At 35.4% G+C, this 17954-nt stretch carries 19 protein-coding genes, 1 tRNA gene and 1 other RNA gene; 9 read left to right on the forward strand and 12 right to left on the reverse strand.

Translation table 11 applies throughout. The features are described from left to right. Positions 1 to 319: 319 nt before the first annotated feature. The 7 genes from GH741_RS21225 to tadA form a co-directional block, all read right to left on the reverse strand. Entirely contained in the window at positions 320 to 586 is a 267-nt protein-coding gene (locus GH741_RS21225) for a pro-sigmaK processing inhibitor BofA family protein (protein ID WP_338079600.1), read from the reverse strand. Positions 587 to 659: 73 nt separating this feature from the next. Continuing rightward, positions 660 to 920 carry a YaaL family protein gene (locus GH741_RS21230; RefSeq protein ID WP_420809421.1) on the reverse strand — a complete coding sequence of 87 codons (261 nt, stop codon included), beginning with the start codon at positions 918 to 920 and terminating at the stop codon, positions 660 to 662. 13 nt (positions 921 to 933) lie between these two features. After that, complete coding sequence (gene recR, locus GH741_RS21235; RefSeq protein ID WP_153738746.1) at positions 934 to 1530, reverse strand: recombination mediator RecR; 597 nt, start codon at positions 1528 to 1530, stop codon at positions 934 to 936. 11 nt (positions 1531 to 1541) lie between these two features. Continuing rightward, positions 1542 to 1868, reverse strand: coding sequence for a YbaB/EbfC family nucleoid-associated protein (locus GH741_RS21240; RefSeq protein WP_153738747.1), 327 nt, complete (start codon positions 1866 to 1868; stop codon positions 1542 to 1544). 25 nt (positions 1869 to 1893) lie between these two features. Next, complete coding sequence (gene dnaX / locus GH741_RS21245; protein WP_153738748.1) at positions 1894 to 3588, reverse strand: DNA polymerase III subunit gamma/tau; 1695 nt, start codon at positions 3586 to 3588, stop codon at positions 1894 to 1896. 184 nt (positions 3589 to 3772) lie between these two features. After that, positions 3773 to 4038, reverse strand: an RNA gene (ffs, locus tag GH741_RS21250) — signal recognition particle sRNA large type. 226 nt (positions 4039 to 4264) lie between these two features. Next, positions 4265 to 4744 (reverse strand): tRNA adenosine(34) deaminase TadA, encoded by a 480-nt coding sequence (gene tadA, locus GH741_RS21255; RefSeq protein ID WP_153738763.1) that lies wholly within the window; start codon positions 4742 to 4744, stop codon positions 4265 to 4267. Between the two features lie 165 nt (positions 4745 to 4909). On the opposite strand from tadA, the gene GH741_RS21260 reads away from it, so the two are divergent. Next, positions 4910 to 6199, forward strand: coding sequence for a glycoside hydrolase family 18 protein (locus tag GH741_RS21260; protein ID WP_153738749.1), 1290 nt, complete (start codon positions 4910 to 4912; stop codon positions 6197 to 6199). A gap of 151 nt (positions 6200 to 6350) precedes the next feature. Beyond that, positions 6351 to 6965, forward strand: coding sequence for a DUF421 domain-containing protein (locus GH741_RS21265; protein ID WP_153738750.1), 615 nt, complete (start codon positions 6351 to 6353; stop codon positions 6963 to 6965). 6 nt (positions 6966 to 6971) lie between these two features. Here GH741_RS21265 and GH741_RS21270 read toward each other — a convergent pair whose 3' ends face one another. Together GH741_RS21270 and acsA are read right to left on the reverse strand one after the other, a co-directional pair. Further along, the gene (locus tag GH741_RS21270; RefSeq protein ID WP_153738751.1) at positions 6972 to 7706 is read right to left on the reverse strand and encodes a DUF3891 family protein; all 735 of its coding nucleotides are present in this window, start codon (positions 7704 to 7706) and stop codon (positions 6972 to 6974) included. 107 nt (positions 7707 to 7813) lie between these two features. Continuing rightward, the gene (gene acsA, locus GH741_RS21275; RefSeq protein ID WP_153738752.1) at positions 7814 to 9529 is read right to left on the reverse strand and encodes an acetate--CoA ligase; all 1716 of its coding nucleotides are present in this window, start codon (positions 9527 to 9529) and stop codon (positions 7814 to 7816) included. 379 nt (positions 9530 to 9908) lie between these two features. Here acsA and GH741_RS21280 point away from each other — a divergent pair, with 379 nt between their 5' ends. Beyond that, entirely contained in the window at positions 9909 to 10442 is a 534-nt protein-coding gene (locus tag GH741_RS21280; protein ID WP_153738753.1) for a YceI family protein, read from the forward strand. A 53-nt stretch (positions 10443 to 10495) separates the two neighbouring features. Here GH741_RS21280 and GH741_RS21285 read toward each other — a convergent pair whose 3' ends face one another. After that, a complete protein-coding gene (locus GH741_RS21285; RefSeq protein WP_153738754.1) occupies positions 10496 to 11149 on the reverse strand; it encodes a carboxymuconolactone decarboxylase family protein in 654 nt (217 codons plus the stop codon). 195 nt (positions 11150 to 11344) lie between these two features. Here GH741_RS21285 and GH741_RS21290 point away from each other — a divergent pair, with 195 nt between their 5' ends. The 4 genes from GH741_RS21290 to GH741_RS21305 are packed head-to-tail and all read left to right on the forward strand — an operon-like array spanning position 11345 to position 15361. After that, a complete protein-coding gene (locus GH741_RS21290) occupies positions 11345 to 12841 on the forward strand; it encodes a spore germination protein (RefSeq protein ID WP_338079601.1) in 1497 nt (498 codons plus the stop codon). Positions 12842 to 12867: 26 nt separating this feature from the next. Then, positions 12868 to 13956, forward strand: coding sequence for a GerAB/ArcD/ProY family transporter (locus tag GH741_RS21295; protein WP_153738755.1), 1089 nt, complete (start codon positions 12868 to 12870; stop codon positions 13954 to 13956). After that, positions 13953 to 15197, forward strand: a complete 1245-nt coding sequence (locus tag GH741_RS21300) for a Ger(x)C family spore germination protein (protein ID WP_153738756.1) — start codon at positions 13953 to 13955, stop codon at positions 15195 to 15197. Before GH741_RS21295 ends, GH741_RS21300 begins: the two co-directional genes overlap by 4 nt. Further along, positions 15197 to 15361 (forward strand): hypothetical protein, encoded by a 165-nt coding sequence (locus GH741_RS21305; protein WP_153738757.1) that lies wholly within the window; start codon positions 15197 to 15199, stop codon positions 15359 to 15361. Before GH741_RS21300 ends, GH741_RS21305 begins: the two co-directional genes overlap by 1 nt. 129 nt (positions 15362 to 15490) lie before the next feature. Here GH741_RS21305 and GH741_RS21310 read toward each other — a convergent pair. Then, a tRNA-Arg gene (locus GH741_RS21310) sits at positions 15491 to 15563 on the reverse strand. 121 nt (positions 15564 to 15684) lie between these two features. Continuing rightward, a complete protein-coding gene (locus tag GH741_RS21315; protein ID WP_153738758.1) occupies positions 15685 to 16020 on the reverse strand; it encodes a hypothetical protein in 336 nt (111 codons plus the stop codon). Between the two features lie 395 nt (positions 16021 to 16415). On the opposite strand from GH741_RS21315, the gene GH741_RS21320 reads away from it, so the two are divergent. Continuing rightward, positions 16416 to 17057, forward strand: a complete 642-nt coding sequence (locus GH741_RS21320; RefSeq protein ID WP_153738759.1) for a deoxynucleoside kinase — start codon at positions 16416 to 16418, stop codon at positions 17055 to 17057. After that, a complete protein-coding gene (locus GH741_RS21325; protein ID WP_153738760.1) occupies positions 17054 to 17734 on the forward strand; it encodes a deoxynucleoside kinase in 681 nt (226 codons plus the stop codon). The genes GH741_RS21320 and GH741_RS21325 overlap by 4 nt, the downstream gene beginning before the upstream one ends. Positions 17735 to 17954 lie beyond the last annotated feature (220 nt).

The raw sequence follows: 17954 nt of genomic DNA on the forward strand, positions 1-17954 counted from the left end.
TCGTTCAAAAAACTAGCTTAATTTCTTACTTCACATACTGGTTGTTTCGTTCAGTTTTCAAGGATCAATAGTTGCGGTCGTTTTTGCGACAGCTTATATATTATATCAAGTTAATTTGATAAAGTCAACAACTTTTTATAATATTTTTCTTGTTGTTCTGCGCCTTTCAAAATGGCGACTTAATTAATATACCATGTTGTCTAAACAAAGTCAACAACTATTGTCGAAATTTGTCGAATCAATAGAAGCGAATACTTAATATAACATGTATTAAGTAGTAACGCAATAGAAAAGAGCTATCTTTTTTGATAGCTCTTTTCTATACAAATACGAATATGTGCAATGCAGTCAGTGATGCTATTCCCGGTATTCCTAAGAATCCTGCAATAATTGCTGTGTAGACATTAATAGGTAAGTGCAATCCGATTGAGGCTCCAAAAACATTAAAGAAGAATAAAAACAAAACCCCGATAACTACCTTTACAGTACCCTGTGCCAAGAACCGCATCGGCCTTAGCGGTGCCCCTACTATTAAGAGTAAGGCTATTAACACAATCATACTAGTGATAATAACTGTTGAGTCCACCCTAGTTCCCCCTTCTACTTTCTTTTCTATAAACTATGAAAGTAGAGAGAAAAAAAGAACTCGGATTCAGATATTACCGTAGAGCACTTATTTTTCTTTTACGAGCTTCTCTTAATAGAAAGAAGTATTTCGCTTCTGATACAGAAAGATCATACAAACCTATTTCACTTGGCTCTATACTACGTTCTAAAATAGACTTTAGATTCATCCATTCATTTTTCAATCTAAATAGCTCTTCTAATAAGTTTTCATCTATTTCTTTTCGTCTCATCTTTTTGTTACCTAACATCATACCACCTGCTTTTGTCCCGTCTAAACGAGTAGTTAATTGCACCTAATCATTTTCTTTATAATTCTCTTCTTCCCTCTAGTGCTTTTGAAAGTGTTACTTCGTCAGCATATTCTAAGTCGCCACCCATAGGTAATCCATGAGCAATTCTCGTAATCTTAATACCTGAAGGTTTAATAAGTCTAGAAATATACATTGCTGTTGCTTCTCCTTCAATATTAGGATTAGTTGCAAGAATCAACTCTTCTACTTCTTCATCTTTGAGCCTGTTTAAAAGACTTGGGACGTTGATATCTTCTGGACCTATGCCATCCATAGGTGATATCGCACCATGAAGCACATGGTATTTGCCATTAAACTCTCTCATTTTCTCCATAGCTATTACGTCTTTTGGATCCTGAACTACACATATAAGTGAGCGATCTCTATGATCATCTTGACAAATGGCACATGGATCTTGATCAGTAATATGGCCACAAACAGTACAGTGCGTTAATTCTCTTTTAGCGTTCACTAAGGATTTTGCAAAATCTAACACGTCATCCTCTTTCATATTTAACACAAAGAAAGCCAGGCGAACAGCCGTTTTCGGCCCAATTCCCGGCAATTTTGTAAAGCTATCAATCAGCTTTGAAATCGGTTCTGGATAATACATTAAGTAGCCTCCTAGAACATTCCCCCAGGTAAATTCATACCCTTAGTGAATTGTCCCATCGTATCATTCGTTTTATCATCTACTTGCTTAATTACATCATTTGTTGCTGCTAAGATTAAATCCTGTAGCATTTCAACATCATCAGGATCTACAACTTCTTCATTTATTTCAATATCCGTTATAGTCTTATTACCATTAGCAGTAACCTTTACCATTCCTCCACCAGCAGTTGCTTCGAAGGTCATTTCTTGTAACTCCTCTTGCGCCTTCGCCATATCCTTTTGCATTTTTTGCATTTGTTTCATCATTTTGTTCATGTTTGCTCCACCACCACGCATGGTAATTCCTCCTTATATTTTCAAGTTAATCATGAATCTCTAATAAATCATCACCAACAAGTTTTCTAGCTTCATCTACCAAAGGATCCTCTTGCTGTTCATTATTCTCACCTGGATCCTCTTGTTCTCGCTGTTTTTTCACATAGTCTTCTCTAACATCTTGCCATTCTGCTTCAGGGATTGGGATTATTGTTAATTGTTTTCCCAAAACTTCCGCTAATAATGATTCTATCGTTTGTTTATGGTCCAACGCAAGTGAACAGTGTATTTCATAACGAAATGCCACAACTAACGCTTGTTCAGATGCCGCACTTGGCTTACTATTTTGAATAGTAGCATGTGCCGGAGCGTTTTTTTTCTTCAGTGCATCCATAAAGTTAGCCCATTGTGAATGGACTTGCTTTAATTCAGACTTTGATGCTTCACTCAGTACTTGTCTTATTTTCTCGTATGGAACCTTATAGCTATTTTTATTAGAGCGAGCTGGTGTCCGTTTAGGCGTTACATTTTCTGGTTGCCTATTCGTATTACCGGCCGAATAATTTTCTTTCATAGAAGTTAATTCTTTTTCTAACTGGTCTATTTTACGCGATAATTTTTCTAATATGCTTGAGTCCTCTAGTTTGGCAGAGGTCTGTTTATGTTCAGTGATAGTAAGAATAGCTATTTCTATAAACACTTTTGGACTGTTGGTCCACTTGATTTCCTGTTGGCATTGATTTAATTGTGTTATCGCTTCTTGAATCCAAGTAGCTTCGATTCGTTCAGACAATTGGATAAACTCATCATTTAAAATTGCTCTTTCTAATATACCATCTAACCCCGGAGCACTTTGGTGCATTAATAGGTCTCGAAGATAATAGATCAAATCAAATACAAAACGACTCGGATCCTTACCATTTTGTATAATTTCATCAACATAACGTAAAGCTTGTTGAACATTAGAGTCGTACATCGCTTCAATAGTTTTTATTAATTTTTCTTGAGAAACAGCTCCAGTTACCGCGAGTACATCATTTATCTCTACTTGGTCTTCGCTATATGAAATGGCTTGATCTAACAAACTCAATGCATCACGCATTCCGCCTTCAGCAGCTAAGGCAACCGATTCTAGTGCTTCTCTAGTAACAGAGATTTTTTCTGAATCCGTAATTTCCTGCATTCTTTCAACCATAGCTTGCTGTGAAATGCGTTTAAAATCAAAGCGCTGGCAGCGCGAAATAATTGTTAATGGGATTTTATGAGGTTCGGTTGTTGCTAAAATAAATAATACGTGCTTTGGTGGTTCTTCTAAAGTTTTGAGTAAAGCATTAAATGCTCCAATTGAAAGCATATGCACTTCATCAATAATATACACCTTATAAGTTACAGAACTAGGTGCATATTTCACTTTATCTCTAATATCGCGAATTTGTTCCACACCGTTATTAGACGCAGCATCAATCTCAATCACATCAGATATGGAACCATCTTGAATACCAAGGCATGCTGAACACTGATTGCATGGCTCTTTGGTAGGGGCGTTCTCGCAGTTAATTGTTTTTGCAAATATTTTAGCTGCACTTGTTTTCCCTGTACCTCTTGGGCCAGAAAACAAATAGGCATGAGAAAATTTTTCCTGCGTAATTGCATTCTGCAAGGTACGAGTTATATGTGTTTGTCCTACAACATCAGAAAAGCTTTTTGGCCGCCATACGCGATACAGTGCCTGATAGCTCATTTTTCACCACGATCCCCTCTCCAGAATTCTTTTCTATTATAACTGAATTCCGATAGCGATGTGAACAGTAGACCTCAAAAATATTACTAAAAATGATTGTTTTCGTAATTATTTAAATTAATATGTAAAAACCTCTTGTCAATCAATGACAAGAGGTTAACATTTATAATTATTAAATTTAACACCGTGCACCTATCTTCGATGAAACGACCCTAAGCGTTACTTAAGTTCATGGCTCGACTCAGGCTTCCCCGCGGCACACAAGAATAACTGCTTACTGCTGCTTCCTTCCGGACCTGACAGAATTCACAGGTTCCCATTGCGCAGGACCCGAGTGTCAACACCAATCCCTTAAGGCAGACCTTAAAATCGTTCCACCTCAGATAGGAATTCAGCCTCGCTATAGCGGATTGCGAGTACAGGGCACCGCTACCTCCCCGCCTAGCACGGCAAATTTGCTAACTATTTTTAGTACGCTTTATAAGCGCATGTCTTAGTATAACTAGTTTTATCTAAAATTGCAATGGTGATAAACTGTTAATATTTTCTGCACTAATTTTTGAGGGTTAATAGCCAGTTTAGCCAAAAATACAACAGATTTAATTGATTGTAAAAGCCCTTATGTTCAACTATGCATCTGTTTCTTCGTTGTTTTCCTAAGCACTATAATAATTCACTAGTTGCCTTTTTTACTATTTATCTTTTTACTTTCTCTTAAGTTCCTAAAAAAATTGGTTAGTAATTGACCACATTCTTCTTCTAACATACCACCAATAACCTCAGATTTATGATTAAATCTTGAATCCTCGAGTAAATTCATTAGTGATCCGACACATCCAGCCTTTGGATCATAGGCCCCAAATACTACTCTAGGAATTCTAGACTGTAAGATGGCACCTGCACACATCGGACATGGTTCCAAGGTGACATATAAAGTACAATCCTCTAACCTCCAGCTACTTATTTGTTCATTTGCTTTATCAATTACAATTAATTCTGCATGAGAGGCGGTTGTTTGTAAGGACTCCCTTAAATTAAATCCAGAAGCTATGACCTTTCCTTGATAAACAATAATTGCACCAATAGGTACCTCTCCTAATGCCTCAGCTTTTTTTGCTTCTTCTAATGCTAAACTCATAAATTGTTGATCATTCATCATTTTATCACGCTCTTTTTAAGGATTGTTTGAGATTATTTTTTTAATTGTAACAAAACCAGCTTTTTCTATCCAATTTCATTAAGATTATTGCACCTTTTTTACTTATAGGTCATAGGCTATTTAACGATGGATCATGTTGATTTTTTGAGAGGAGGAACACGTTTGCAAATTCATGTAGTAAAACAAGGGCAATCTTTATATTCCATTGCAAACACGTATGGTACAACTACAGAAGCCTTAGTTGCAGCAAACGAACTAGATGCTCCAGAGCAACTAGTAATCGGGCAGGCATTGGTAGTACCAATTACAGGTCAATTTTATTTTGTCCAACCAGGTGATAGTCTTTATTCTATTGCACAACGATTTGGTATTAACTATCAAGAACTAGCAAGGGTGAACAATATATCAGTCGATCAACCTTTATCCGTGGGGTTTAGACTATATATTCCTGAACAACCAGAACCAACCATTGAAACTAATGCGTATGTTGAACCCTATGGTGAGACTGTATCAGAAACATTGGAAAATTCAGCACGAAAAAATGCACCTTACCTAACCTATCTTGCACCATTTAATTATCGGATTACCCGTAGTGGTGAATTAATTGCGCCACCTTTAAACAATTTTGCAACAATAGCAGCAAATAACCAAGCCACATTAATGCTAGTTGTAAGTAATTTAGAAGAAGGAGCATTTAGTGCTGAGCTCGGGGGGATACTAGTTACAAATGAAACTGTACAAAATACACTACTAGATAATATTATTACGACTGCTGAGAGCGTCGGTTTTAGAGATGTACACTTTGATTTCGAGTTTTTACCTCCAGAGAATAAAGAAGACTATAATCAATTCCTTAGAAAAGCAAAAGAACGCTTGTCAAATGCAGGCTTGCTTATGTCGACTGCACTCGCACCTAAAACAAGTGCCACTCAAGAAGGGGAATGGTATGAGGCTCATGATTATGGAGCACATGGTGAGATAGCCGACTTTGTCGTTCTAATGACTTATGAGTGGGGATATAGCGGTGGTCCAGCAATGGCAGTTTCCCCGATAGACCCTGTACGCCAAGTCGTTGAATATGCTTTAACCGAAATGCCTGCCAATAAAATAATGTTAGGGCAGAATTTATATGGCTATGATTGGACTCTTCCTTATGTAGCAGGTGGTGAATATGCTAAAGCACTTAGCCCTCAACAAGCTATTGCATTAGCTAGAGAACAAAATGTGGCAATTGAATACGATTATGAATCACAAGCTCCATTTTTCTTTTACACTGATGCTGAAGGTAACCGTCATGAGGTTTGGTTTGAGGATGCTAGATCCATTCAAGCAAAATTTGATTTAATTAAAGAATTAAATCTCAGAGGAATAAGTTATTGGAAGCTAGGATTAGCATTTCCGCAAAATTGGCTACTGCTAGAAGGCAACTTTAACATTAAAAAACGAGGATAATACACATGGGGAGTATCTAGTAGATATTCCCTTTTTCAGATTATCAATGAATAGTATATATCATCTAAACTAAGTCACTCTATTAATAAATTGAGTAAAAATTAAAATGAAGTTAAAACTATGATTAATATGGATAAGGAGATGAATTAGAATGGATGTTGATTTAAGGTTTATCGCAAACTGCTTCTTACTAGTTTTTGCTGGAATCTTCTTACTCCGTGTAGCTGGTAGAAAATCAATTTCTCAAATGACTCTAGCTCAAACAGTTATCATGATTTCGATTGGATCGATTATCATTCAACCAATTGTGGAAACGAGTGTAGTACGTACCTTAATAGCTACCGGTATCTTTATTTTTTCACTCATCTTAACTGAATGGTTACAAATTAAATTTAATTTTATCGAAAAACTTGTCACCGGAAAGTCAAAGATTGTTATCCAAGATGGGCAAATCCAATATGATCAACTTAGAAAACGTCGCTTAACTGCAGACCAATTGGAAATGTTTGTTAGAGAAAAAGGAATTAGTAAAATTAGTGATGTGAAAACTGCAACCTTAGAACCCAAAGGAAAACTTGGCTATGAACTAAAAGAAGACGCTCGTCCAGTTACCATTGGTGATCTAAAAAAAATGATTCATCCTAGTATGCTAAATCCATCACAGCTTCCACTCTATCCTAATAATGATCAGCAACAGAGTAATGATCAGATATTTGATGAAATTAAGTCTAATCATAAAAGCGAACACCCTGATTATTTGCAATAAAGCTAACTAAACAAAGGTAATTAACCTGAAATGTTGAGAAACTTCACCATTTTGATTGCTATATTCCATAGTAGAATATCGGTATGACAATGTAAAAGGTATTTCAAATGGAAAGGGGTCTAATTTGATCTTATCTTCACTTATCCAATCAGCCTTCATTCCATTCGCTGCAAACAGAAATTTCTGCCTAAATCCATCACGAAACCATGGGAATTCTTCTTCTTTTCTAGCTCCAGGTTTATTCAAACAAATGTATAAGGAAAGATCATCACAGAACTGAAGTAAATCGAGATGTTGAAGAATTTGTTCATCCGTTTGATTTAAATTAAGCTGCTGTAACAAATACATACGGTATTGCTGTTCTTTTTCTAGAAACTTATTTATACCGTTATCATCTGATTCTTTCGATAAAAAAGAGGTATAATGTAAACTGCATAGAATTGCTCCATATTTTGTTTCTTTTTCTACCTCCCTAATTCCGTTATGATAGGCATTTAATTTTGTGTGAAGTGGAAAACTAACAAAGTCATATGGTTCATTTTTTTCTTTGTTCCATAATAAATGTTTATCTAATGGAATCCATGCACAATCATGATTCCTTATTGCATAGTTGACTTCTGATTTACGTTTGGGATAAGGATAATAATCAGTCTTCCAATGTTGCGCAATTTCATATGAGATATATGCATGTTCATGTTGATTGGTTAATTCCAAATACTTAGGTGTGTGCCTAATTATCATTTTGATACCTTCCTCCTCGCCAATGCTCCTAAACTATTCTTTCCTTCATCCTTAAAAATAACCTACACTTAAAAGACCAGAGTCACTTGCTGACTCTGGTCTTGTTATTATTCTTCTAATGTTGATGTGTCACCTGTTGGTAATCCTAGTTCCCATGATTTTAATAAGCGTCTCATAATTTTACCACTACGGGTTTTAGGGATGGTATCTTTAATTTCTATTTCTCGTGGTGCAGCATGAGCACTTAATCCTAGTTTAACAAATTGACGAATTTCTTCTACTAATTCATCAGAAGCCTCATATCCCTCGTTTAATGTAATGAAGGCTTTAATTATTTCTCCGCGTTCAGGATCTGGTTTACCGATTACCCCTGCTTCGGCAACAGCTGGATGTTCAATTAACTTACTTTCAACCTCAAATGGCCCAACCCTTTCACCAGATGTATTAATTACGTCATCTAAGCGACCTTGGAACCAGAAATAGCCATCTTCATCCATATAAGCACTATCGCCTGAAACATACCAGCCATTTATAAAGTAACTTTCAAATTTACCAGGATTCTTCCATATGGCACGCATCATCGACGGCCAGCCTTGTTTAATGGCGAGGTTACCCATTTGATTTGGAGGTAACTCATTACCTTCATTATCAACTATACCCGCTTCTACACCAGGTATTGGTTTACCCATTGATCCTGGTCGTATATCCATGACAGGATAATTTACTATCAGCATAGCACCGGTTTCCGTCATCCACCACGTATCATGAATGCGTAAGCCAAATGCATCTACAGCCCAAGTGATAACTTCAGGATTTAATGGTTCACCGACACTCATCACATGTCTTAATGAAGACATGTCAAATTGATTAACAACTTTGTCTCCGGAGCTGACTAATTTTCTTAACGCTGTCGGAGCTGTATACCATACAGTAACGTTATTTTGATCGATTGTCCCGTACCAAGACTCTGGGGTGAAGCGACCCCCTCGGATTACATTTGTAACTCCATGTAACCAAGGTGCAAAGATACCATAGCTAGTTCCTGTTACCCAGCCCGGATCAGCAGTACACCAATAGATATCGTCCGGTTTTAAATCAATCACCCATTCACCGGTTGCATAATGCTGTATCATCGCATTATGAACATGGTAGACTCCCTTTGGTTTGCCTGTAGAGCCAGATGTATAATGCAGTAACATACCATCTTCTAAATCAACCCATTCAATTTCAAATTGATCTGAACTATTCTCCATTTCTTTATAGTAATCTACGTAATTATCAGATTTTTCATCATAATCACCAACTAGGACAATCTTTTTCAGATCTGGTAGATCATCTTGTGGGATTCTTTCTAGAAGTTCAGGAGTCGTAATTAACATACTAGCTTCACTGTCTTCTAATCGATCCTTAACGGCCTGTTCCATAAATGCCTCAAATAGCGGTCCGGCGATAGCTCCTACTTTCAAAATACCAAAAAAACTAGCATAAAATTCTGGACTACGAGGCATAAAGAGAAATACACGATCTCCCTTTTTTACTCCCTGTTTCTTTAAGATATTGGCAAATTTATTACTCTCATTTTTTAAATCTGAAAAAGTAAGCTTTTCCTCACGATCAGGAGCTGAATAAATTAATGCAGTTTGGTTTTTCTTATCCGGATTTTCAGCATGACGATCAATCGTCTCATAGGCTATATTAACCTTTCCAGTGTGATACCAACTAAAATTCTTTTTGACTTCCTCCCAACTAAATGCCTTACGCTTTGCTTGATAGTCTTTTAAATTATGGTTCCCTTCTCTTGCTGGGATTGGCTGCATATCCATCTAATCACCTCATTAAATATTTGTAAACGGTTTCAATAAATACAAAAACATCTTCTTTTTAGATAATTAAAAACCGTTTAGTTTTATTTTAAATTTTATAAATATTTTGCTAATTCATTCCCTATTTTATATGATTAGGAAAAATATTAAAAGGATTTGACCTTAATTATTTTGCTACCAATTTTATACGATAAAATTAAAAATCTATTTATGTTTTATCACTTACAAATTGTGTTATATAGCCTATAAGGATAATTTTTAAAAAATATCCTAGTTTCGAGGTAAATTTCTTGACGTTAGTTATTTACTATAATATACTAACTTACATAAAGTAACTTAGTTATAAATGATAACAATAATTTTTTGGAGGTATTTTATAATGGCAAAAACAAAATTAGTGGCAGATCCTGCCCACAGCAGTATTGATTTTTCTGTAAAACACATGATGGTTACTAAGGTTAAGGGTTCATTCAACGAATTTGATACATCAATCGTGGCAGACCCTGAAGACTTAACAACGGCTGACATTGAATTTAATATTGCATTAGCAAGTATTGACACTGGTAACGAAGATCGTGATAATCACTTAAAATCTGCAGATTTCTTTGACGTAGAAAACAACAAAGAAATGAATTTTAAAACAACGAACATCTTGAAAACTTCTGACGATGAATATGATGTCACTGGTGATTTAACAATTAAGGGTGTAACAAATAAAGAGACGTTTAAAGTAGTATTTGAAGGTCAAGGCCAAGACCCTTGGGGTAATCAAGTATTTGGTTTCACAGCTGACGGCAAATTAAATCGTGAGAAATACGGTTTAACTTGGAACGCTAATTTAGAAACCGGCGGTGTTCTTGTAGGTAAAGACGTAAATATTTCTATCGATCTTCAAGTTAAGAAAGAAGCATAATAGTATTAGAAAAAGCATGAGTGGGTTTACCCGCTCATGCTTTTTTATTTAATTTAATTTTCATCATAGGCATTTAATGCATTAACTGCATGCGCAATTGCCGATCCCGCTTTTAATGAAGTCGCCACAAAAATACTTTCAGCTAACTCCTCTTTACAAACTCCTTGTTTTTTGGCCCCTTTTGTATGAATAGCAATACAATATGGACATCCTGTTGTATGTGCTACCGCTACAGCTACAAGTTCCTTTTCCTTTGCTGTTAGAGCGCCTTCTTTCATAGACTGACTATCGAAATCAACAAATGTTTTAAATGTAGCCCCTGATAGTTCAGAAAACTCTTTAAGCCTATTAAAGTATTCCGATTTATACAGTTCATCATCACCGGTGCCATCATATGTATTTAATGCATTTACACCATGAGCTATCGAAGAGCCCGCTTTAAGTGCAGTCGCTACAAAAATACTCTCTGCTAACTGTTCTTTAGTTATTCCTGCTTTTTTAGCATTTCCTACATGTAGATCAATACAATATGGACAACCTGTTGTATGTGCTACCGCTACAGCAATTACTTCCTTCAATGGATGGGAAAGTTTACCTTCAGCTACTGATGCATCATTGAATGCCATGAATTTTTTAAATACGTCTGGTGCCAACTCCCCTAATTCTGGAAGCCTTGAAAAATATTCTTTTTTATAAAGACTAGCCATTCTCATCACCCCTTTTTAGATTTAACTACAATTATACATAATTTGGAAATTTCATGCCAGTAATAAACTTCTCTATGGATAGATTATTTAATTTATAGAAAAATAACATATCCATAATGGGATTCACTAAATTTTTTAATAATATTTCTTATTTTACAGATAATAGAAACTAACATCAGTAATAGAGGTGAACTCGTGTTTCCTTTTCTTAAGTCAAAAAATCAGACTAAAGATAATAATAAAGACAATTCACAAAAAGTGCTTATTTATAAAGAGGTAGAAAAAAATAATGAATATATACGGCAGTTATTCTTTGCAGAAAAAAACAAAGATTTTTCTTTCCGCACGTTGACTGCTAAATATATTCAAAAAAAGGTGCACATATTTTTCTACTCTTCTATTGTTAATAGCGAAAAAATCTATAACGGGATTATTCGCCCGTTATTAGAAGCCGATGGACAATCAATTAAAGACGTTATTACAATTGAAAGTTTAACTGAGATTAAAGACTTCGATCAAGTAGTTAATCAAATCAATAGCGGAAAAGCGGTTATTTTTATTGATGGCGACACTACGGCATACTCGATTGATGTAGCAGAATTTCAAGCACGAGGAGTAGAAAAACCGGAGAATGAAAGGGTAGTAAAAGGACCAAAAGAAGGGTTTACAGAAGCACTTGGAGTCAACGTATCTCTACTGAGAAAAAGATTCCATAATCACAGTTTAATTGCAGAAACAGCTCTTATAGGAACAAGATCGAAATTAGAAGTAAGTCTTATGTATGTAAATGACTTAGTTGACCAAGACATCTTAAAAAATGTAAGGGAAAGATTAGAGAATATATCTGCAGATAATGTTTCTAGTATTGAACTATTGGAACAGTACATAGAGGAGCGTCCCTATTCTATATTCCCGACAATATTGTACACAGAACGGCCAGACTATGCTGCTCAATTTATTGAGGATGGATATATCGTTCTTCTTATGAACAATTCTTCGGCAGCATTAGTACTACCCGCAACATTCTGGTCTTTTTTTCATTCATCTGAGGATCGCTATGCACGTTTTCTTTTTGGTAATTTCACCAGAATTATCCGAATGTTGGCCTTTGCTATTACCCTTCTTAGCTCTGCTACCTATATTGCAGTAACCAACTTTCATAGTGAAATGATACCACCAGACTTGTTATTAGCTATCACTTCTGCTCGGGAACGTGTGCCAATTCCTCTTTTTCTTGAAGTGATCATCATGGAAGTCGCCTTTGAATTAATAAGGGAAGCAGGTATTCGAATTCCAAATCCACTTGGTCCAACGATTGGAATTGTTGGTGCACTAATCCTTGGACAAGCAGCTGTAGAAGCAGGGGTAATTAGCCCGATTATTGTTATTGTTGCTGCCTTATCAGGGCTAACTTCCTTTGCTATACAAAATACGAGCCTGAATCCCTCTGTCCGTCTCTCTAGATTCTTATTTATATTCTGTGCATCCTTTTTTGGAATGCTTAGTCTAGTAGCAGCACTTGTAATATGGGTTCTTTATATGTCTTCCATAAAATCATTTGGTGTCCCATTTTTTGCACCATTATCACCTCATTTCAAGTCAAGGGGTGACATATACTTTCGAAATGTTATCAAGCACGAATTCTGGAGGCCTGGACAAATTAAACCTAAGGATAAAAGAAAAAGCAATTAACCTAATTAAAAAAGAGTGATTCCTTTATGAAAAAAACAAGATTAAAATCTAGGGAACTATTTGCCATCGTTGTAGTAGTAGTTGGCTTTAAACTTGCTGATACAACACCAGCCCAATATGCCCAAGAAGGCCAAAATGCATTTTGGTTGATGCCAATCATTTCATTTTTAGTCATTTTTCCTTCTTTTTTATTACTAATGTACTTATTAAAAAAGTACAAAGATAAAAATTTAATTCAGCTAATGATGATTATTTTAGGTAGGCCTCTTGGCACTATAACTGGATTGGTTGTTTTTTTTATTGCTTATGGTTTGTTAATATTTGATGCTAGAAACTATGCTGATCAAACCAAGTTGCTTTACTTTCCTGAATCACCAACACCAGTTATTTTAGTGATTTTTTTGATTGTTACCTTCTTTGGTGCAAAAAGAGGCTTTCAAGCAATTGGAACATCAACCTTTGTGACCCTTCCCTATCTAAAATTATCAGTATTTATGTTAGCTGTATTAATTATTCAAAAGGTTGTTTGGCTACGCATCTTCCCTATTTTCGGTGAAGGACTTGGAACAATATTATGGGAAGGAGCAAAGCGTGGTGCAACATTTTCCGATCTTTTCATTATTACCATTGCCTACACAGCTTTCAAAAATGGCAAAACCTTCTCAAAAGGTATTTATTTTGGGGCGCTCTTTGCTTTATTTGAAATTGTTTTCTTCTTTTTGTTATATACAACCCTATATGACTATAACTCGATAGATAAAACGGCATTTCCCTTTCACGATATTACGCAATATGTAAACTTCGGCGAATTTTTTACAAATGTTGAAACATTCTTTATGGTTTTTTGGCTTGGTGCAGCCTTTCTACGCTTTATTATTCTTGTCTATTTAGCCAGTTGGATACTAGGTGAAGTCTTATACATGGATGAATTTGAACCTTTTATCCTACCACTTACATTTTTCATATTTCCTTTTAGTTTACTAGTAGAAAACACCATTCTAAACGAACTCGTTTGGCGAAATAGCCTATTTATAATTGCAACTCCTATCTTCATCCTATTACCTCTTATTTTATGGGTTACAGCAAAAGCGAAAGGAGATTTAAAAAAACAATGAACCGACTTTCTCTCTTACTTTACCTTTTTTGTTTCTCTACTCTCGTTGGTTGCTATGACCGGATTGAATTAGAACAGCAGTCCTATGTGATTGCAATTGGTATTGATAAAACTGATGAGGAGGGCCTAGTTGATGTCACCTTCCAAATAGCGAACCCAGAAGTTGGATCTACACCTGGTGGAGGTGGTGAAGGTGAAGAACCCAAGGAAACCGTAACGCTTACCGGTACGGACATAATTTCTGCTACTACTACTGCTAATGCATTTGTATCAAAAGAGTTGAAGCTTGACCACACAAAAGCAATTGTTATTTCAGAGGAATTGGCTCGTTCTGGTGAGTTCTTACGTGTAATCCAAGCTGCTACTCGCACAAATCAAATAAGGAGAGGGGTACAAATCATTGTGACAAAGGAGCCTGCCCAAGAATTCTTAAATAATAACAAACCTAAAATGGAAACAAGACCACATAAGTATTATCAATTAATGCTCAATCGCGCATCGGAAATTGGTATTATACCAGATGCTGATGTCCATCGCTTCTTTCAAATAACAGAAGGAGATGCAGATTTATTTTTAGCTCCCTATGCTACAACAGAAATTGAAGAACAAAAAAAAGGTACTACTGAAGATGACTATATTGCTGGTAACGTACCACAACAAGGTGGTAGTAGTTCTCAGTTTATGGGCTCCGCTGTCCTTAAAGAGGGAACAATGATTGATGTTCTAAATGGCGCTGAAACACGAATTGCCTTAACACTTGATAATACGATTGAATTAACTGATATATATTCTACATATAAAGATCCGATAAAACCAAAATACCGAGTTGCTGGATCATTCGGGAAAAAACGAAATACGGAAGTAAATATAGACTACAAAAAAAACGGCACTACAAAAATAGACATTTTAGTACCGTTTGAATTGGAAATTTTTTCAGTACCTAGTTTGGTCGACTATTCTCGAAATGAAAAAAATAAAGAAATATTAAGGAAAAGTATCGAAGATGAACTGGAGGAAAATGCAAAAGTTTTGATTAAGAAAAGCCAAGAGGAGTATGGTAGTGAACCTTTCTATTGGTCCTTATATGTTCGAGATAATTTTAAAACGGTAAAAGAATATGAGCAAGCAGATTGGAATAAGAAAATATTTCCGACTGCTGAAATAAACATTGAGTATCATCTTATAAAGTTAGAGTTTGGGAAAGCGATAGATGATACGAAACTTAATGAGGTGAGGGACTAATGGGGATTCTTTTTCTTTCAATCCTATCTATTTATGTTGCTGCTTATTGTTTTTCATATGGAAAAACATATGTTAAAAATGGAAATAAATCCGCAGCTACTGCTTACTTCTTGATGGTCATGCTATCACTATCTTCTCCGTTTATTTTTTTCTTTGGTCGATAATGAATGCTTTGTATGAGCTTATTATTTATGATGATTGTCTGTCGTTTGTGTAAAGGAATGTATTCTTATTACATTACTATCTATTTCTACAAATTTAAAAGCGTCAACACAATAGTTGGCGCTTCATAGTGGCCCCAGTAGGATTCGAACCTACGACACATGGTTTAGGAAACCAATGCTCTATCCCCTGAGCTATGGAGCCATAAAGATCATTAATTTTACGACGCTTGTTTATTATACAAGAGACGTTAAATAATTAAAAGTCTAATGATTAACGAAGAAGACACTTACTAACATTAGTAAGTGTCTTCTTCCAATATTACTTATTCGAAATGGTTTGGATCCACAAAACCATCACTATCCATTAGAATAGCTAATGCATCTTGATGGTCCTCTTCATCCACTTCAAACTCAAGTAGATACTTGCGAACAGCTAAATCCTCTTTTCCATTATAACCCTTTAGGGGGGCAATTGCTGAGGGAGTAGAAACAATATTTGTATTGGTGCTTACGTTCCCTAAAGGAACCAAAATTGTTGACTCTGAGTCTTCTGGTATTTTATCAATGTAAGGATTGTTTATCTTTAGCTTATTCAATATCGCTTTAGCAGATTCTGCATCATTTTCACTTTTAAAATAACTACGAATTACTTTAGCCATTTGCTATCAACCTCTCATTTATATTTAACTTCTGTAATATTCATTTCCCTATATCTTTATTAACTAAACAATTATTGTGAAAGTTATTAATTACACAACCTCGGATATATACATATAGTTTGTGCTTAGAAAGTTAATTCATTCAAAATCTTAAGGGTTGAGTTAACTTCTCTAGTAAACTCATCGAGCTGGCTCTGTATCATTTGAATTTTAAAATTAGCCCCGAACTTCTGTGGACACCTACTTAATCCTTCACCCTAACCAACTAAACTAAATGGAAATAGTTTAGTTGGTTATTTCGACGATTCCTACTGTCCGATTGCTACTTTTATATGGTAAAATAAAATTTATCTGTCATTATCTATCGAATATTGTAAATGATTGGAGGAGAAGAAATGAATCAGATACCGTTTATTGCTGTGGAAGGACCCATCGGGGTAGGAAAATCATCGTTATCTAAAAAGCTTGCCTCCTATTTTGAACTTCATCTACTCAAAGAAATTGTTGAAGAGAACCCATTTTTAGGTAAGTTCTATGATGATATAGATGAATGGAGCTTTCAAACAGAGATGTTCTTTCTTTGCAACAGATATAAGCAGTTAGAGGAAATAGAAAAGAAATATTTAAAACTTAAAAAATCAGTGATTGCTGATTATCATATATCCAAAAATATGATTTTTGCAAAACGTACATTACCTGAAAAGCAATTTAACAAGTATTCAGAGATCTATCATATCTTAACTCAAGATATGCCAAAACCTAATGTAATGATCTATATAGATGCAAGCTTAGAAACACTTCTAGATCGGATTCATCTAAGAGGACGAGAAGTTGAAAAAAATATACAACCTGCTTACTTAGCCCAATTATCACAGGATTATCAGGTGTTTATGGCTGAATTTGAACGAATGAATCCAACTATACCAGTTATTAGAATAAATGGAGACGAAATGGATTTTGTCAAAGAGCAACAAGATTTAAAACTGATTATTGAGCAGGTTAAAGAGTATGTAAAAGAAGGGGAAGTTATCCTATGAATTCAAGAGAACGCTATAATATCCCTCACGATAGTATTATCACTATTGCGGGGACAGTCGGCGTCGGCAAATCAACAATGACTAACTCACTAGCAAATGCATTAAACTTTCAAACATCATTTGAGAAGGTAGACACTAATCCTTATCTTGATCAATTTTACGGTGATTTTGAGAGATGGAGTTTTCATTTACAAATTTATTTTTTGGCCGAACGATTTAAGGAACAAAAACGGATTTTTGAATACGGTGGTGGATTTATCCAAGATCGATCGATTTATGAAGATACAGGTATCTTTGCAAAAATGCACTATGAAAAAGGTACCATGTCTAAAATTGATTATGAAACATATCGTAGTCTTTTCGATGCAATGGTTATGACACCTTATTTTCCGCATCCAGATTTGCTCATTTATTTAGAAGGAACATTTGATGACGTAGTTGGACGGATTAAAGAGCGTGGGCGACCAATGGAACAACAAACACCAGTTAGCTATTGGAACGAAATGTTTAACCGTTATGAGGAATGGATTAATAATTTCAACTCTTGTCCAATTCTTCGTTTAAATATAGCAGATTATGATCTTTTAAAGGATGAAAGTTCTATTGAACCAGTGTTAGAAAAAATTGGACACTTTATCCAACAATCACGTAATGGGAAATCTAAACAGTTTACTTAAATTAAAACAATAAGGAAATTGGATGAAAGTTATCCAACTTCCTTTTTTTTGGCTCTTTTCTTCGAACTTGATGTAAAATCCGTCGTAACTTCTGCATTGATTTGCTCTCTTTCACTCTAGTTAAATCGCGCTATACTAACGTTTCGGCAGAATACTTCGCTTTCCATGGGCACGACCTCAGCCTCCTCAGAATCAAAGAACGATTCTTCCGGGGTCTTCG

This window comes from Aquibacillus halophilus (assembly GCF_009649745.1).
GTDB lineage: Bacteria > Bacillota > Bacilli > Bacillales > Amphibacillaceae > Aquibacillus > Aquibacillus halophilus.

What these genes read in the sequence shown, in the direction of transcription:
- GH741_RS21305 (WP_153738757.1), top strand. Translation starts at nt 15,197, where the DNA reads ATGGGGATTCTTTTTCTTTCAATCCTATCTATTTATGTTGCTGCTTAT.
- GH741_RS21285 (WP_153738754.1), bottom strand. Translation starts at nt 11,149, where the DNA reads ATGGCTAGTCTTTATAAAAAAGAATATTTTTCAAGGCTTCCAGAATTA.
- GH741_RS21270 (WP_153738751.1), bottom strand. Translation starts at nt 7,706, where the DNA reads ATGATAATTAGGCACACACCTAAGTATTTGGAATTAACCAATCAACAT.
- GH741_RS21315 (WP_153738758.1), bottom strand. Translation starts at nt 16,020, where the DNA reads ATGGCTAAAGTAATTCGTAGTTATTTTAAAAGTGAAAATGATGCAGAA.
- GH741_RS21240 (WP_153738747.1), bottom strand. Translation starts at nt 1,868, where the DNA reads ATGCGTGGTGGTGGAGCAAACATGAACAAAATGATGAAACAAATGCAA.
- recR (WP_153738746.1), bottom strand. Translation starts at nt 1,530, where the DNA reads ATGTATTATCCAGAACCGATTTCAAAGCTGATTGATAGCTTTACAAAA.
- dnaX (WP_153738748.1), bottom strand. Translation starts at nt 3,588, where the DNA reads ATGAGCTATCAGGCACTGTATCGCGTATGGCGGCCAAAAAGCTTTTCT.
- tadA (WP_153738763.1), bottom strand. Translation starts at nt 4,744, where the DNA reads ATGAATGATCAACAATTTATGAGTTTAGCATTAGAAGAAGCAAAAAAA.
- GH741_RS21295 (WP_153738755.1), top strand. Translation starts at nt 12,868, where the DNA reads ATGAAAAAAACAAGATTAAAATCTAGGGAACTATTTGCCATCGTTGTA.
- GH741_RS21325 (WP_153738760.1), top strand. Translation starts at nt 17,054, where the DNA reads ATGAATTCAAGAGAACGCTATAATATCCCTCACGATAGTATTATCACT.
- acsA (WP_153738752.1), bottom strand. Translation starts at nt 9,529, where the DNA reads ATGGATATGCAGCCAATCCCAGCAAGAGAAGGGAACCATAATTTAAAA.
- GH741_RS21320 (WP_153738759.1), top strand. Translation starts at nt 16,416, where the DNA reads ATGAATCAGATACCGTTTATTGCTGTGGAAGGACCCATCGGGGTAGGA.
- GH741_RS21300 (WP_153738756.1), top strand. Translation starts at nt 13,953, where the DNA reads ATGAACCGACTTTCTCTCTTACTTTACCTTTTTTGTTTCTCTACTCTC.
- GH741_RS21265 (WP_153738750.1), top strand. Translation starts at nt 6,351, where the DNA reads ATGGATGTTGATTTAAGGTTTATCGCAAACTGCTTCTTACTAGTTTTT.
- GH741_RS21280 (WP_153738753.1), top strand. Translation starts at nt 9,909, where the DNA reads ATGGCAAAAACAAAATTAGTGGCAGATCCTGCCCACAGCAGTATTGAT.